This window comes from Streptomyces sp. NPDC005485, assembly GCF_040606085.1.
Lineage (GTDB): Bacteria > Actinomycetota > Actinomycetes > Streptomycetales > Streptomycetaceae > Streptomyces.
Genome location: NZ_JBEXDZ010000041.1, coordinates 1 through 15194 on the forward strand (window position 1 = coordinate 1; position 15194 = coordinate 15194).

14 protein-coding genes are annotated in these 15194 nt (G+C 70.9%); 2 read left to right on the forward strand and 12 right to left on the reverse strand.

The window, feature by feature from the left end; genetic code table 11:
• Positions 1-75: 75 nt before the first annotated feature.
• The 11 genes from ABZS97_RS16400 to ABZS97_RS16450 form a co-directional block, all read right to left on the reverse strand.
• Positions 76-819, reverse strand: a complete 744-nt coding sequence (locus ABZS97_RS16400; RefSeq protein ID WP_356138176.1) for an AfsR/SARP family transcriptional regulator — start codon at positions 817-819, stop codon at positions 76-78.
• 159 nt (positions 820-978) lie between these two features.
• Positions 979-1269, reverse strand: coding sequence for a helix-turn-helix transcriptional regulator (locus tag ABZS97_RS16405; protein WP_356138178.1), 291 nt, complete (start codon positions 1267-1269; stop codon positions 979-981).
• Positions 1270-1577: 308 nt separating this feature from the next.
• On the reverse strand, positions 1578-3773 hold the full coding sequence (locus tag ABZS97_RS16410; RefSeq protein ID WP_356138181.1) for an MMPL family transporter: 2196 nt from the start codon (positions 3771-3773) through the stop codon (positions 1578-1580).
• A 164-nt stretch (positions 3774-3937) separates the two neighbouring features.
• Positions 3938-4513: a 4'-phosphopantetheinyl transferase superfamily protein gene (locus tag ABZS97_RS16415; protein WP_356138183.1), complete on the reverse strand. Its 576-nt coding sequence runs from the start codon at positions 4511-4513 to the stop codon at positions 3938-3940.
• A gap of 194 nt (positions 4514-4707) precedes the next feature.
• Positions 4708-5868, reverse strand: coding sequence for an acyl-CoA dehydrogenase family protein (locus ABZS97_RS16420; protein WP_356138186.1), 1161 nt, complete (start codon positions 5866-5868; stop codon positions 4708-4710).
• Positions 5865-6671: a hypothetical protein gene (locus ABZS97_RS16425; protein ID WP_356138188.1), complete on the reverse strand. Its 807-nt coding sequence runs from the start codon at positions 6669-6671 to the stop codon at positions 5865-5867. Before ABZS97_RS16425 ends, ABZS97_RS16420 begins: the two co-directional genes overlap by 4 nt.
• Complete coding sequence (locus tag ABZS97_RS16430; protein WP_356138191.1) at positions 6646-7560, reverse strand: hypothetical protein; 915 nt, start codon at positions 7558-7560, stop codon at positions 6646-6648. The genes ABZS97_RS16425 and ABZS97_RS16430 overlap by 26 nt, the downstream gene beginning before the upstream one ends.
• Positions 7561-7562: 2 nt before the next feature.
• Complete coding sequence (locus ABZS97_RS16435; RefSeq protein WP_356138193.1) at positions 7563-7847, reverse strand: acyl carrier protein; 285 nt, start codon at positions 7845-7847, stop codon at positions 7563-7565.
• Positions 7848-7879: 32 nt separating this feature from the next.
• The gene (locus ABZS97_RS16440) at positions 7880-9187 is read right to left on the reverse strand and encodes a type III PLP-dependent enzyme (RefSeq protein ID WP_356138195.1); all 1308 of its coding nucleotides are present in this window, start codon (positions 9185-9187) and stop codon (positions 7880-7882) included.
• Positions 9188-9189: 2 nt separating this feature from the next.
• Positions 9190-10584, reverse strand: a complete 1395-nt coding sequence (locus tag ABZS97_RS16445) for a hypothetical protein (protein WP_356138197.1) — start codon at positions 10582-10584, stop codon at positions 9190-9192.
• 65 nt (positions 10585-10649) lie between these two features.
• Positions 10650-11582, reverse strand: coding sequence for a 3-oxoacyl-[acyl-carrier-protein] synthase III C-terminal domain-containing protein (locus ABZS97_RS16450; protein ID WP_356138199.1), 933 nt, complete (start codon positions 11580-11582; stop codon positions 10650-10652).
• A 198-nt stretch (positions 11583-11780) separates the two neighbouring features.
• Between ABZS97_RS16450 and ABZS97_RS16455 the strand changes: the two genes are divergently transcribed.
• Together ABZS97_RS16455 and ABZS97_RS16460 are read left to right on the forward strand one after the other, a co-directional pair.
• The gene (locus tag ABZS97_RS16455; protein WP_356138201.1) at positions 11781-13196 is read left to right on the forward strand and encodes an MFS transporter; all 1416 of its coding nucleotides are present in this window, start codon (positions 11781-11783) and stop codon (positions 13194-13196) included.
• Between the two features lie 123 nt (positions 13197-13319).
• On the forward strand, positions 13320-13964 hold the full coding sequence (locus tag ABZS97_RS16460) for a ScbR family autoregulator-binding transcription factor (RefSeq protein WP_356138203.1): 645 nt from the start codon (positions 13320-13322) through the stop codon (positions 13962-13964).
• Here the strand turns inward: ABZS97_RS16460 and ABZS97_RS16465 are convergent.
• The gene (locus tag ABZS97_RS16465; RefSeq protein ID WP_356138205.1) at positions 13957-15189 is read right to left on the reverse strand and encodes an MFS transporter; all 1233 of its coding nucleotides are present in this window, start codon (positions 15187-15189) and stop codon (positions 13957-13959) included. The genes ABZS97_RS16460 and ABZS97_RS16465 overlap by 8 nt on opposite strands.
• Positions 15190-15194 lie beyond the last annotated feature (5 nt).

Sequence of the window (15194 nt, forward strand, 5' to 3'; positions counted from 1 at the left end):
GTCGTACGCCCCTCGGCGTCGGGCGCCGACGGGTGGAGGAACCGGAAACGGTAGCTGCTGCCCCCGCTGGTCGCGTCACATGTCGCACAGCGACGGGTCCTGCACCAGGATCGCCTGGTAGACGTGGTGCAGTCGGCGGCTCGGCTTGAGCCCCAGTTCCTGGTCGAGCCACTTGCGGGTGCGGTGGAAGATGTCGACGGCCTCGGACTGGCGTCCACACCGGTAGAGCGCGATCATCAACTGCTCGCTGAACCGCTCCCGTTCGGGATACTGCGCGAGCAACTGCTTCAGCTCAGCCACGACGACCCCCGCTTCGCCGGCCTGGAGCTGTGCTTCGATGAGGTCTTCCCTCGCAGTTTTGCGCTGTTCGTCGAGACGGAGCGCCACGGCTCGGCACCGCGGACCGTCGCTCGCGTCCAGCAGGGCAGGGCCCCGCCACATGGAAAGGGACTTGCGCAGCAGGTCCATGGACTCCTGCGGCTCCCGGCTGACCAGGCTCGCCCCCTTCTCCGCCGTACGCAGGAAGCGGTAGGCGTCCAGCGCGTCGTCGGGGGCTTCCAGAAGGTAGCCGTTGTCGACGGTGCGGATGAGCGGCTTCTCCGGGCTGTCGAGCCCGAGTTCGCCCAGGGACTTGCGCATGCGCTTCACATTCGCCTGCAGGGCGTTCCGCGCGTTCTTGAGCGGTGCCTCGCCCCACAGTTCGTCGATCAGCTCGTCGAAAGCGACAACCTGACCCGGATTCAACGCCAGCATGGTGAGCATGACGCGTATCTTCTTCGCCCGCAGGCCGACGGTTCTGTCACCGTCACCCACGAGCATCGGACCCAATATTGAGATGTACACCAAAACCCCGTCCCTACCTATGAATTGCAGCCGCGAGCTCCCATCTCGCGATCTCAAGCCGGCATGCGGAACCGCGACTCGCTTCTTCCGCCCGGCCTGACACAGGGGAAAACCTGGGAGTCAATTGGAACTTGATCAATTATCGGTCACACCCGGCCGATTCGGCACTGTACCTTCGTACATGAGCTGGTACGCCTGGGCCACGAGGCCCACCTGAAGCCGTGATTCCACTTCCAGTTTGGCCAGAATGCTCGCGACATGCGCCTTTATGGTGCGCTCCGTGACATGGAGCCGGGCCGCGATGCCGCGGTTGGAATGCCCGGCACCCAGCAGAGAAAAGACCTGCATCTCCCGTTCGGACAACGCGCCGACACGGGTGAGCTCCTTCATCCAACGCTCCGACGGCGCGCCGTCGTCACCGTGCATGCGTCACTCCCCCTGATCGCCCTGCTTCCCCCGTGGTGCGCCTAGCAGAAAGTCGGAGCTGAGCCAAACAGGCCAGCCGGTCCCCGTCCTCGCCGAACGCACCGCGAGTCTACAACTTCCACAACTTTGGCCACAGGGTTAACAAGTTGAACACCTGAAACTCACTGTTGAATGCTGAACGGAACTGGCGCGCACACGAAAGCGTGGCTGTGAGGAGGGGCCGAGCCCCATCCTCACAGCCACGCGTGGAAGCCAATACTCGGCGGCTCCTGCGAACTGCCGTCAGGCCACTGTGTTCTGCGTCACCGTCACAGCACCGGTGCGCGCTCCGCCACCGACGCCGGGATCACCGCCGGCCTGCTCTCGTCCTGGTGCGCGAGCCGCGAGGGCCACCAGGTCTTCCAGCCCAGCAGGGTGACCACGGCCGGCAGGACGACGATCCGGATGAGCGTGGCGTCCAGCAGCACTGCGCACGCCATGCCTACGCCCATCTGCTTCATCTCGATGAAGTTCAGCGAGGCGAGCAGTGCGAACACGCAGACCATGACCACCGCGGCGCTCGTCACGACACCCGCCGTACGCGTGATGCCCTGCTCGACGGCGTCCCGGATGGACAGCCCGCCACGCGCCGCCTCCCTGATCCGGCTGACCACGAAGACGTGGTAGTCCATCGACAGTCCGAGCAGGATCACGAAGAGCATCAGCGGCAGCCAGGCCACCACCCGGCCCGTGGACTCGAAGTTGAGGATGCCCTCGGCCCAGGTCCGCTGGAAGATCAGCGCGAGCAGGCCGAACGAGGCGACCGCGGACAGCACGTTGAGGACCACGGTGATCAGGGCGAGCGTGATCGACCGGAAGGCGATGGCCATGACCAGGAAGGTCAGCAGCAGCGCCACCCCGAGCACCCACGGCATCTTCTCCACCACGTTCGCGCGGTAGTCCACGTCGTACGCCACATCGCTGCCGCCGACCGCGAACTCGGCGCCCCGCACCGTGCCGACCGTGTCCGGCGCGATGTCCTCGCGCAGCACGGTCAGGGACTGCCGCGCCTTGTCGGAGCTGCTGTTGAAGCGCGTGCCGACGGCGATGGTGCTGACCGTGCCGTCCTTCGAGGTACGGATCTCGGGCGCCGGGGTGTGCACGAACAGGCTGTCCTTCGCGGCCCGGTCGACCAGCTCGATCACCGCGGAGTGCAGCTGCTTCGCCTCCCCGGCGGGCACCTTCACGGCGATGATGTGCGTGTCGGCCTGGCTCGGGAAGGACCGGGTCAGCCGCTCGTTGGCCTGCATCGCGGGGATCGACTTGGGCAGGTCGTCGATGCCGGTCGCCTTGAGCCGCAGGTCGAGGGCCGGCACCGCGAGGGCGAGCAGCGCGCCGACCGAGAGCACGAGGGCGATGACCGGGTGGCGCAGCGACGGCTTGAGCATCGCCGACCACAGGCGGGGCTTGACGCCGCCCTTCTGGGTGAGCCGCCACACCAGCGGTACCCGCGGTTTGTCGAGGTAGCGGCCGAACTTGGAGAGCATCGCCGGCAGCACGGTGAGCGAGGCGAGGATGGCGATCGCGACGACGAGGACCGCCCCGGTGGCCATCGACTCGAAGGCGATGTGCCCGGCGAGGTAGAGCGCGCCCATGGAGACCATGACGACCAGGCCCGAGGTGAGCACGGAGTGGCCGGAGGTGGCCGCCGCGATCTCGATGGCGTCGATGTTGTCGGCGCCCAGGGCCCGTTCCTCGCGTTGTCGTTTGAGGTAGAAGAGCGAGTAGTCGACGCCGATCGCCATGCCCATCAGCACGATGATGTGGGTGACCGGGCCCGGGTCGGGGACGAGCTGGGAGGCGACGCCCCACAGGCCGAGTCCGGCGAGCACCGACGAGATGCCCAGGATGACGGGGACGCTCGCGGCGACGATCGCGCCGAAGACGAAGACCATGACGATCAGCGTCACGGGCAGGCTCAGCACGGTGGCCCGCCCGAGGTCCTTCTCCAGCAGGTCGTTCAGGCCGGCCTTGATGGAGCCGGCGCCGACGAGTTCGACGCGTACGTCGTGGTGGGCGCGCTGGGTCGCGGCCACCTTGTCGAGCAGCGGCTGGACGCGGTCGGCGGCCGTCTCGGGGTCGCCCTTGAGGGTCACGGGGACCAGCAGGGCCGAGCCGTCCGGCGCGGGCACCGGGGCGCCGACCGAGGCGACGCCCTTCTCGCTCTTCAGGGCGGCAGCGGCGTCCTCGGCGGCCGCTCGCGCCCGGTCGGCGTCGAGCTTGCCCTCGTAGGGCGTGACCAGGATGTTCTCCACCGCCCGGTCCTGCAGGCCGCCGCTCTTGGCGATCTCGGCCGACCGGCCGGACTGGCCTATGGACAGGTCCGAGTTGGTGGCCGCCCGTGTACCGGTCGCACCTCCGACCACCAGCGCACCCAGGACGAACACCACCCAGAGCGTCATCGCCCACCAGGGATGGACGGCGCTCCACCGAGCAGTCCTGGTGATCAGGTTGCTGCCTCCCACGATTACTCTCCCCTCCTCAAACAAAATGCCCGGAATCGCGTGACACGGGCCTGACTTCCGGGTTTTGACCGGTGTATTGCCGTGCGCTCTGACGTACTCAAATCTAGTGACGCCGTGGCACACGATCACGGGTACAAGTACGCCGGTGTGGGGGGGAGTTTCTTCTACTTGACACCTCGCCCGATCCCCTTGGCGTCGGGTTCCACTGGCGGAATTGAATACCACATTTTCCGCGACACGCAAAAGGGGCCGTCGCCCAACAGCGCGACGGCCCCCGAATAGTTCTCGGGGAGTGACAGATCCGCAACTCTCCAAGGCCCGGGAAGCGGACCGTGCAGAGCACGTACGACAGCCTGGCACTCGGCGTCGGCGACGGCGAGTGCCATTCCCTGGGTGAGACGGCCGCCCGCCGCCTTCACACAGGCCTCCTTTCTGGTCCACAGCCGGCCGAAGGCGTCGGGGCCCTCCCGCTCGACCAACTCACGCTCGTTCCCTGGGAAGTAACGCCGGGAAAGTCGCATGATGTCCAGTTCCGCGCGGGCCAGCTCGACATCCACCCCGACCGGCCTCGCGGCCAGCGCGACGAGGGCGATGTCGCCCGAGTGCGAGAGGCTGAAGTGGAATTGCCCCGCATCCTCGACGCGGGGCTTTCCCCAGCGGCCGCGGGTGAATCGCACCGCCTGCGGCGCACGGCCGAGACGCTCGCCGATGACGATCCGGGCGGCGGCGTGCGCGATCACAAAGCGCCGCCGCATTCCGGGCCGTACTCCCATCCTGGCGCGCGTCTTCTCGTCGTCGTCGAGGAGGTCTTCCCACGCGGACCAAACCGCGGGGTATTCGTCGCCGGCCGGTCCGCCCCCGCCGCCGTCGGGGCCGTCAAGCGGAATGTGCCAGACCTCCACCTGATCGATGCCGCCTTCGCGGAATGTCCCGTTCAGTTCCGGCCCACCTTTCCTGTGTGGAGCCCCTGGAAGAGGTTGAGTTTCTGGATGGTGCGTGTCCCTTCCATGAACTCCACGCCGCGCGCGTCCCGGGCGAGCTTGTCCAGCAGGGGGTGGTCGACCCGGGCGCCGGGCCCGAAGAAGCCCGGTGCCGCGAGCGTCACCTCCTCCGCGAGCTCGCAGGCCCTGGCCTTGGCCGCCGAGGCGAGATGCCCGGCGGACGGCCGCGCGTCCACGGCAAGGGCGGCGCGGTAGGTCAACTGGCGTGCCGCGTCGATCCGTTGGCCGAGCGCCTCGTACAGGTCCCGCTCCGCTCCGCGCAGCCGCCCGCGGTGCTCGGCGACGTACTCATGGGCGGCCCGGGCGATCCCGAGGGCGATCGCGGCGACGCTCGGGCGCAGTTGGTTGAAGACGGCGACGATGCTCCACATGCCCCGGCGCGTCGCAGGCAGATGCGCACCGAGCACCCGCTCCGCCGGCACATGCACGGAGTCGAGCGTGATCCGCGTCAGCTGCACGCCGCGCAGCCCGACCGTGGGCAGCGGCTCGGCACGGAACCCGGGGTCGGAGGTGTCCACCAGGACGGCCAGCACGCCGAGCCGCTCGGTACCGGCGACCCGGGCGAAGACGGCACCCACGTCGGCGCGGGCCGCGTTGCCGACGTAGCGCTTCTCCCCGTCGAGGACGTACGAGCCGTCACCGGTCGGCGTCAGCGTGGAGGTCATCTCCCCGATGGCGGAGCCGCGTTCGGGCTCGGTGAGGGCGAAGCAGGTCCAGCGGGGCCGCTCGGCGAGAATGCCGTACACCCAGTCCCGCTGCTCCTGGCTGCCGAGGACGCTCAGCAGCACCCCGCACATCGACGCGCCCGGCGAGGCCAGCATCATCCCGGCGTCGCCGCGCGCCAACTCCTCGCTCACCAGCACCCGTTCGAGGGTGGCCAGGCCGTGCGCGGGCCCGCTGCCCGCCTCCGGGCCGGCCCGGTCCCAGTCGGGCGGCACCTCGTGCCCGGCGAGGAACCGTACGGCCGGCAGATCGAGGTAGCGGTGGATGGCGTCGGGGTCCCGGTCGAGTTCCAGGGCGCCCGCGCGCAGGTCGTCGGCCCAGCGCCGGACGTATTGCTGAGTGGTGGCGAGGGAGCCGGGCAGGGTGATCACGCGTCCGCCTCCGTCGTGCCGCCGCAGTACACGTCTGCGAGGAGTTCCGAGGCGTGCGCGGTCATGCCCGGGCCTTCCGCCGTGAAGCCGTGGGCGCCCAGCAGCCGCAGCAGCGTCCGGTCGGCCCGGGTGATCTGCGCCTGCAGCCGGGTGAGTTCGCGTTCGTCGATCGGCGGGCGGGGGCCGAGCGGCACGGCGACGCGGTCGATGCCGTCGGCGAGGTCGTCGAGGAAGCCCTCGATCTCCAGGTGTTCGATGAGTACGTCGGCGAGCGCGCCCTTGACCATCTGCTGCATCAGCAGCGAGGTCCCCTCGACCTGGCGCAGCGCCAGATACGCGATGGAGGCGTCCCGCAGCCGCTCGGACACGCCGAGCCGCAGCCAGGCCAGTCCGGTGCTCCAGTCGCGGGACGCGGACGGTGACACGGACCCGGCGACGGCATCCGCGTCGCCCTCGCCGGGCCGCAGCACGGCGAGCCCGGGCACGGGACCGTCGTCGTCCCGGGACTCCTTGAGCTCACTGAACTCACTGAGCCGGCGACGCTCGTGCCCGTCGCCGGTTGCGCCGTCGCCTGCGCCCGTGCCCTGTTCCGCCTGCTGCTCGCGCCGGGCGTCCTCCGCCTCCATCGCGGCGAACTCCTCCAGGAGCTCCTTGGGCAGTACGGCGTGGCCGCGCGGCCCGCGCGGCGACGCGCCGGGGGACAGGGCGCGGACCAGGAGGGTCAGCGCGGGCACCAGGCCGTCCGCCCGCGCGCTCACCCGAGCCTCCCGCCAGTGCTCACGCACCTCGGCCGGAACCGTCATCGGACCCCAACTCCCCCGCATCGAGCGTGCAATAGGCCAGGAAGTCGCGTTCCCGGTCGTAGTCGGCCACCACCACATGCCGGCCCCGGGCCGGCGCCGCGACAGCCGTCCCGAGGAGCGCCGTCCAGACGCCGGTGCACGGCTGACCCGGCGGGGCACTGGTCAATTCGCCTTCCCACGACGGCAGTTCGACCCGTCCCCCGGCCGCTTCCGCGGTCAGTCCCGCCCCCGCGACCACCGCGGCCGCCCGGTCCCACTCGGCGAACACCGCGTCCGAAGGCCGTCCCTGCGCCATGCCGCGGACGGCGCCGCCGCCCCCGTCCCACTCCAGAAGCAGTGCCACCGCCGTGTCCGCCCGGACGGGGTCGTGTTCCCGCCCGGGCACGGTGAACGGCTGCGTGCCCTGGTCGACGACCATCAGCAGCAGCCGCCGGAAGCCGCACCGCCGCGCGTACTCCACCGCCACCCGCAGTGCGCTGAACGGCGCCAGGACACCCTGGTCGGACAGCGCGAACGAGAGGGGCTCGCCCGGCAGGCGGCCCTTCAGACAGGACGCGACGAGTTCGGCGTGGTCGAAGTCCGGGGTGGCGTAGGCGACGACCACCACCTCGGGGCACTCCTCGGCCGACAGCGGCCCCAGCGCGTCCAGGGCGCCGTTCGCCAGCTCCACCGAGGTGCGCCGGCCCCCGTCGGCGTACCGCTCGGGGTCGAAGGGCACCGAGTAGGGGGCGCCCATCTCGCGGAAGAACTCCTCCCGCACACCGACCGGTTCGTACGGCACGCCCGGGCCCGCCGCGGTGTGCCGGGCCGCCCGGACGACCCGGGGCACGGCCGCCGGTGCGTCCGCCGTCGCGCGAGGGCGCCGCACGGGCGCAGTCGTACGGAACATGCCTAGGCGCTCGCTTCCGCCGCGACGAAGTCGGCGAGCGAGCCCACCGTCTCGAAGTGCGTCATCTCCAGCTCCTCGGCGTCGAACTGCACACCGAGGAGCTCCTCGATGGTGATCAGCAGTTCGAGCGCGCTGCTGGAGTCGAGGCCCAGCTCGTCGAAGAGCCGCACGCTCTCCTCGGCGCCGGACACGTCCTTGTTGAGGACCTCCGACAGGCCCTTGCGGACGGCGTCGACGTAGGGGGCGCGCTCCGCACCGGCGACGGCGACTGCGGTGTTCTCGCTCATGTGGTTCTTCTCCTTGGATCCGTGGGTTGCGGTCAGTTGTCTTCGGCACCGGCGGGTTCGCCGGTGGTCTCGGTGGCGTCGTACAGCCGCTGGCGGCCGAGCATCACCTCGACGTCGTCGCGCTCGCGGATCAGGTGCGCCCGCCCGTCCAGGACGAGGACCTCGGCCGGGTAGCCGTGGCTGAGGAAGTGCACCGGCGAGGCCGTCGGCCCGTACGCGCCGGAGCGCTGTACGCCCACGAGCTCGCCGGCCCGCAGCGCCGGCATGGGCACCTTCTTGCCGATGACGTCGTTGGGCGTGCACAGCGGTCCTGTGATGTGCCAGGGCTCGGTGGCGGGCTCGTCGAGGCGCTCCAGGGCGGCCATCGGGAAGTTCCGCTTCACGTACGAGCCGATGCCGACCGCCGCCATGTGGTGGTTGGTGCCGCCGTCGGTGACGGCGAAGTTCTCCCCCATCGACGTCTTCGTGTAACGCACGCGCGTCACATAGGTGCCGGACGCGGCGACGAGGAAGCGGCCCAGCTCCATGATCATGCGGGTGTCGGGGTGCGTGTCCCTGAAGCCGGCGATCAGCGGGTTGAGCTGGGCCGTCAGCTCGGCGAGGTCGAGGTCCTTCTCGTTGTCGAAGTAGGCGATGCCGAGGCCGCCGCCGACGTCGACCATCTCCAGCGGGAAGCCGAAGTGCCCGGCGATGCGGTCGGCCAGCTCCAGGATCCGCCGGGTGTTCTCGACGACGGTGTCCTCGCCGAGGATGCGCGTGCCCAGGTAGACCTGGACGCCCATGAGCCGTACGCCGGGATGGCGGGCCCCGAGGTCGGGGGCCTCGGCGAGCAGCTGCTCCTCGTCCATGCCGAACTGCCGCGGCTTGCCGCCCATCGTCAGGCCCGAACCCTTGACGGTGAAGCTCGGGTTGACGCGCAGCGCGACCGGGGCGACGACACCGCGTTCACGCGCGACCTCGTCGATGAGGGCCAGTTCGCCGAGCGACTCGCACACGACGGCGTAGATGCCCTCGTCGAGACAGGCTGCCAGTTCGGCGCGGCTCTTGCCGGGGCCGAGGAAGATGATGTCGTACGGCGCCACGCCCGCGCGGCGTGCGGTGACCAGCTCGGTCAGCGAGGACACCTCGGCCCGGGCGCCGCAGCGGTGCAGCAGCGAGCAGACGGAGATGTTCGGGTTGGCCTTGAGGGAGTAGAAGACCTCCAGGGCGGGGTGCAGGTGAGTGCGCAGCCCCTGGAAGCGGGTGCTGATCTCCTCGCCGTCGTACAGGTAGAGGGGGGTGCCGAACTCCTCGGCGAGCCCGGTGATGCCGAGGCCCTGCACCTCGAATGCGACGCTCACGTTCAGCTCCGTTCCGTGTGGGCCGCGAGGCGGCGGGTGATGTCGGTGTCGAGGGCCTCGACGTCGTCGTCGCAGGCGGCCACGAGGACGCCGTACAGCCGGCCCTCGAAGCCGCTCTCACCGGCGCCTGCCGCGGCGGCGTTGACGGTGGCGTAGTTGTTCACGAAGAGGCCGCGCGTGCCGCGCTCCTCCAGGAGCAGCCCGTCCAGGACCTCACGCAGCTCGGCGAAGGGCAGCGGCCGGGTCAGGCGCAAGGAGAAGTGTCGGGCGACGGCGACCTCGTCGGGTCCTGCCAGGCCCTCGTGCACCACGTTCTGGTAGGTGGACATGTTGTTGCGGGCGTTGATCTCGACGACCGGGTAGAGACCGTCGTCGGGGTCGACCATCGCGTCGACGCCGACCACGCCGAAGTAGCCGTCGGCTGCGAGCCGTTCGCCCAGCAGGTCCGCGGTCCCGGCGATCTCGGTGACCTGGTCGGCGGTCAGCCGGGCCGGCATGCGGTGGCCCTTGTGGACGCCGCCCTCGGTGAGGAGTTCCTTGACGAAGTCGAAGTGCACGGAGCCGTCCTGGCCCACCGTGAACTGGTAGTTCAGGTCGGCGCGCTTGGCGACCCACTCCTCGATCACGAGGGCGGTGCGCGGCGCCGTGCCGTCGGCCGCCGCCGCGCGCTCGGCCTGGGTGACCGCCATCCGGTGCAGCCGGGCGAGCCGCTTCTCGCTGTCGAGGACGACGATGCCCTTGCCGGACACCCCGAACGCGTCCTTGACGACGACCTTGCGGCCCGCTGCGAGCAGTTCACCGGCCGCCTCGACCGCCGCCGCCAGTTCCGGGAGGGTCTCGCAGGCCCAGCCGCGCGCCTGCCGGATGCCCAGCTCGTCGGAGAGCCGACGGCTGTAGACCTTGCTGTTGACCCGCTTGCAGATGGCGGCGGAGGGGGCGCCCAGGCGCAGTCCGGTGCGCTCGGACAGCTCCTCCTCCACGGTGGAGATGCCGTGCGCGGTCAGCCGGGCACCGTCCGCGCCGAGCGCCGCGAGGGTGCGCAGCAGCTCCGGGTCGGCGAGGGCGTCCTCGCTGACGGTGCGCTGCGGGTCCTGTCCGGCCACGACGTGCACGGTGGGCAGCGCGAGGCCGAGGCCCTCCAGGTAGACGCGGTAGCCCTCGTCCAGGGCCGTCTTGAGGACGACGTGGTCGTCCTTGCCGCCGAGCAGCAGCGCGAACTCGTCCATGCGGTTCACGACGGCGCTGCCCGCGTGCGAGGCGACCCTCGGCAGCGCGGGCTCGCCCACGGCCCACTGGTTCTCCACCTCGAAGTTGCCCAGGAACACCAGGGGGGTGTCTGCGGCCCCGGTGACGGCACGCTTGAGGCGCCCGCTGAATCCGGAGGACGGAAGATGCATGTCGACCTCGTCTTTTCTCGTGTGCGCCCGCCCCGGGACTGGCCCGGGGCGGTGCGGAAGCGGGCTCAGTGTTCGAAGACCATGGCCGCGAAGGTCGCCCCGAGCCCCACGCTGGTCATCAGGTAGCGGTCGCCGGGGCGCAGCCGCCCCAGTTCGGCGGCCTGCTGGAGGTTGATGAAGGGATCGGCGCAGTAGCAGTGCCCGGTCTCGGCCACCAGGTCGAGGAAGACCCGGTCCAGGGGCAGCCCGAGCGCCTTGCAGACGCCGATCCACGACAGCCGGTTGACGTTGTGCGGCAGGACGAGGGCCAGGTCGTCGAGGCCGCAGCCCGCTTCCTCCAGGGCCGCGCCGATCACCTCGCACAGCCCGGGCCCGTACAGGTCCTGGAACTCCTTGGCCGCGCTCTCGCCCATGATGAACTCGTCGCCGAACTGCGGGTACGTGCGGGCCGCGTAGCCGAGCATCCGGTCGCGGCCGGTGCGGTCGGCGCTCACCAGGAAGGCGACGGTGCCCTCGCCCATGACGGTGACGTCCGGGATGGACTGCGTCAGGGCCGTGCACGCCTTCTCACCGGCGAGGACGAGGGCGAGCGCGTCCGGATCGGGGTCGGCGGCGAGCAGCGTCCCGGCCATGTCCAGGGCGAGCAGCCCCGAGGCGCAGGCGTGGTGGGACACCACGAACGCGGCGGCGTGCTCCAGGCCGAGTTCGGCCTGCACCGGACCTAGCGAGGTCAGCGGATACGGCAGCGGGGACGGCATGGTCCGCGCCTGCAGGACGTACTTGACGCGCTGTTCCTGCCCGCGCAGCTCGACGAGCTTGGCCGCGGCGCGCAGCAGCAGCTCCGTCTCGGTCGCCTCGGGGTCACGGCAGACCTCGGACAGCCCGTAGAAGCGCTCGTACCGCCTTAGCTGGACATCCGTCAGCTGCAGTTCCTTCTGGAACCGAGCGATCGGGATGGTGTCGGGAAGACAGCTGGAGACTGCCACGATCGACGTCATGGCAACAACAGTCGCGGTCGGCGCTGACGCCCAACTGACGCTGCGCTGACCGCACGTCGGCGACGCCCCCATTGTGCCGTGGCCCGGGCGCGGAGCGCAGTGGTGCTAAGCCCCCTGTCGTCACCCCCGCTCAAGTGATACCTTCGCGAAGGAATTTTTTTCGACCGTTCAACGCGCCCACGTCCGAGGAGAGTTCACATGGCCATGCCCACCCGGGCCGCACCGACCGTGCAGGCTGCGGGGACGAGCCGCTCCCCCGGCTCCCCGCACACCGTCCTCGCCGCCGCGCTGCTCGCCTTCTTCGTGATCTCCCTCGACGGCTCGGTCGTCAACGTGGCCCTTCCCGCCATCGCCGGCAGTCTGCACGGTTCGATGGCGGACCTGCAGTGGATCGTCGACGGCTACACGCTGATGTTCGCCGCGTTCATGCTGTCCGCCGGCACGTTCTCCGACCGGGTCGGGGCGAGCCGGGCGTACGCCTGGGGCCTCGGGGCCTTCACCGTGGCCTCGCTGGGCTGCGGTGTCGCACCCGACCTGGGCACGCTGATCGGCGCCCGGATGGTGCAGGGCGGTGCCGCCGCGCTGATGGTGCCGGCGTCGCTCGCGCTGATCCGCCAGTCCTACACCGACGCGGGAAGGCGGGCGCGGGCCATCGCGATCTGGACGGCGGCCGGTTCCGTCGCCGTCGCCGTCGGCCCGGTGGTCGGCGGCATGCTCACCAGCGGTCTGAGCTGGCGCGCCGTGTTCTACCTGAACCTCCCGGTGGGCGCGGTCGGCCTCGCCCTGCTGACCCGCATCGCCCCTTCCCCGCGCCGCCGGGCCCCGGTCGACCTGCTCGGACAGTTCTCCGTGGTGGTGAGCCTGGCCGGTCTGACGTACGCCGTGATCGAGGGCGGCCACGCGGGCTGGGGCGGCACGAGGGTGCCGGTCACGCTGGTGGTGGCCGCCGCGGCAGCGGTCGCCTTCGTCACCACGCAGTCGCGCAGCAAGCAGCCGATGGTCCCGCTCGCTCTCTTCAGGTCCCGTACGGTGCTGGTCTGCCTGGCGGCCGGCTTCACCCTCAACGCCGTGTTCTACGGTGCCATCTTCCTGCTCGGCATGTACTTCCAGCAGGTGCGGGGCGCGTCGCCGGTCGGCGCGGGCGCCATGTTCATCCCGATGTGCGCGCTGATCTCCGTCGTCAACATGGCGGGCGTCAGGCTGGCCGCCCGCAAGGGAGCCCGGGTCCCGATGGTGACCGGCCAGCTGATCATGGCGGGCGGCGCGCTGCTGATGCTCACGGTCGCCCCGCACACCTCGCTCGTCGTCCCGGTCCTCCTCCTCGTCCCGATCGGCCTGGGCGGCGGCCTCGCCGTACCGTCGCTGACCGCCGCGATCCTGGAGAACGTCGACGCCGAGCGGGCGGGCACCGCGGCCGCGCTCCTCAACACCGCGCGCCAGGTGGGCAGTTGCCTCGCGGTGGCGGCGTTCGGTGCGCTGATCGCCGACACCTCCCGCTTCCGGCACGGCATGGACACCAGCTTCGTGACCGGCGCCGTAATGCTGCTCGTGACGGCCGCCGCCACGGCGCTGCTGCTGCCGCGCGCACCCCGCGGGACAGCACCGGCCCCCTGATCACGCGGGCGGCGGCCCCGGCATCCCGGCCGGCGGAAGCGGCCGGGCAGCGGATTACCATACGTTCCCGAAGGTATATTTCACGGAACCGATCGTGTCGGCGCATCGAGGACGGACCCCACCATGGCCACGGACAGCACCTCCCGAGGGGCCCGGGCCACCGCCCCCCGGCACAAGGACACCGGCCTCAAGCAGGAGCGCGCCGTGCGCACCCGCGGGCAGGTGCTCGACGCGGCGGCCGAGGCGTTCGCGACGAAGGGGTTCCCCGCCGTCACCGTCCTGGACGTCGCCGAACTCGCCGGTGTCACCAAGGGAGCCGTCTACTTCCACTTCGCCAACAAGGAGGCGCTCGCCCAGGCCGTGGCCGAGGAGTTCTACCACCTCCTCGAAGTGATCAAGCAGGACGTGCAGGACTCGGCCCTGTCCCCGCTCGACGCCGTGCGCGAACTCCTCGTCCGCACGGCCCTCGCCTTCCGCGACGACACCGTGGTCCGGGCGGGCGCCCGCCTGCAGATCGAGCGTTCCCTCATCGGCGCCGACATGCCGATGCCGTACCTGGGCTACACCGAGTCGCTGACCAGCTGGTTCCAGCAGGCCCGGGACGAGGGCGAGGTGCCCGCCGACTCCGACCCGGGCGTCACCGCACGCGTCCTGGTCTCCGCCTTCTTCGGCGCCCAGCACATCTCCTGGGTCCTCAACGACCGCGCGGACATCACCGACCGCATCGAGGAGATCCTGCGCACCGTGGTCCCCCGCGCGGTTAGGTAGCCACGTCCGCGGCTCCGAGGACACCGACCGGCCCGCCCTCGCCGTCACCCCCGTCGCCCGGACGGCGTTTCTCCCGCCTGCCCGCCGCCGCCAGGGCCGCTGTCGCCGTGAGCGACCCGGCGGCCATGACCGTCATCGCCGTGCCGGGCGACGTCAGTTGGGCCGCGGCGCCGGCCAGTGTCGCGCTGACGCCCTGCATGGTGAGCATGCCCGAGGAGTGCAACCCGAGGGCGTGACCGCTGAGTTCGTCCGGAGTCAGGTCCATCAGGCGTTCCTGCTGGACGAGACTGGCGCCGAAGCCGACCGAGGCGAGAGCGACGCAGACCGCCGCGACGCCCACCGCGGGACGGAGGACGAAGAGCAGGTACGGCGTCGCCAGGAGCAGCAGCAGCGGGATGCCCATGCGGCGGCGCACGCGTGGGGCGAGGAGCCGTCCCACCGTCACGTCGCCGACGAACATCCCGAACGCGGCGAAGGCGAAGAGCAGGCCCGCGCGGTCGGGGGCGTAGGAGACGAAGAGGGACTCGCAGCCGACGACCAGGCCGTTGGGGATCCACAGCAGCAGGTAGACGTGGCGGCGGGGGACGCAGGACCACAGGACGGCGTTCGTGCGCCAGGTCTGCGCGACGGACGGGCGGCCGGCCGCGCGGGACGGGCGGCGGGCGAGGCCGAGGCGGGTGGCCAGGGCGCCCACGAAATAGAGCGCGGCGGCCGTGAGGAGCGTGGCGCGCGGGGAGAGGACGGCGACGAGGACACCGCCTGTCGCGAAGCCGGTGATCTGCATGATGCCGTTGAGCATGTTGAAGACCGAGCGGCCGAGCAGGTAGCTGCCCTTCGGCAGGATCTCGTTCAGCAGGCCCCAGCGGACCCCGCCGCCCAGCGAGGTGACCAGGCCCAGCGCCGGCAGGAGTCCGAAGACCACGCCGATGGGCAGGCCGGGCAGCGCCATCACCGCCGTACAGGCGGCGAACGCGAGCGAGATGCCGGTCATGGTCGCGCGCGGCGGGAGCCGGTCCGCCGCCGAGAGGAGGGTGGTCGCGCCGAGGACCTGGGCGAGGGACGGGCCGAACATGCTCAGCGCCGAGAGCAGTGGTGAGCCGGTGTCCTCGTAGACGAGCGTGCCCAGCGCCAGGCCGCCCACCGTCTGGGCGGCGCCCTGGAGTGCGGAGGCCAGGAAGAACGGGGTGAACTCGCGGGTGCGGAAGAGGTCGGAGTAGCTGCGCATGCGGG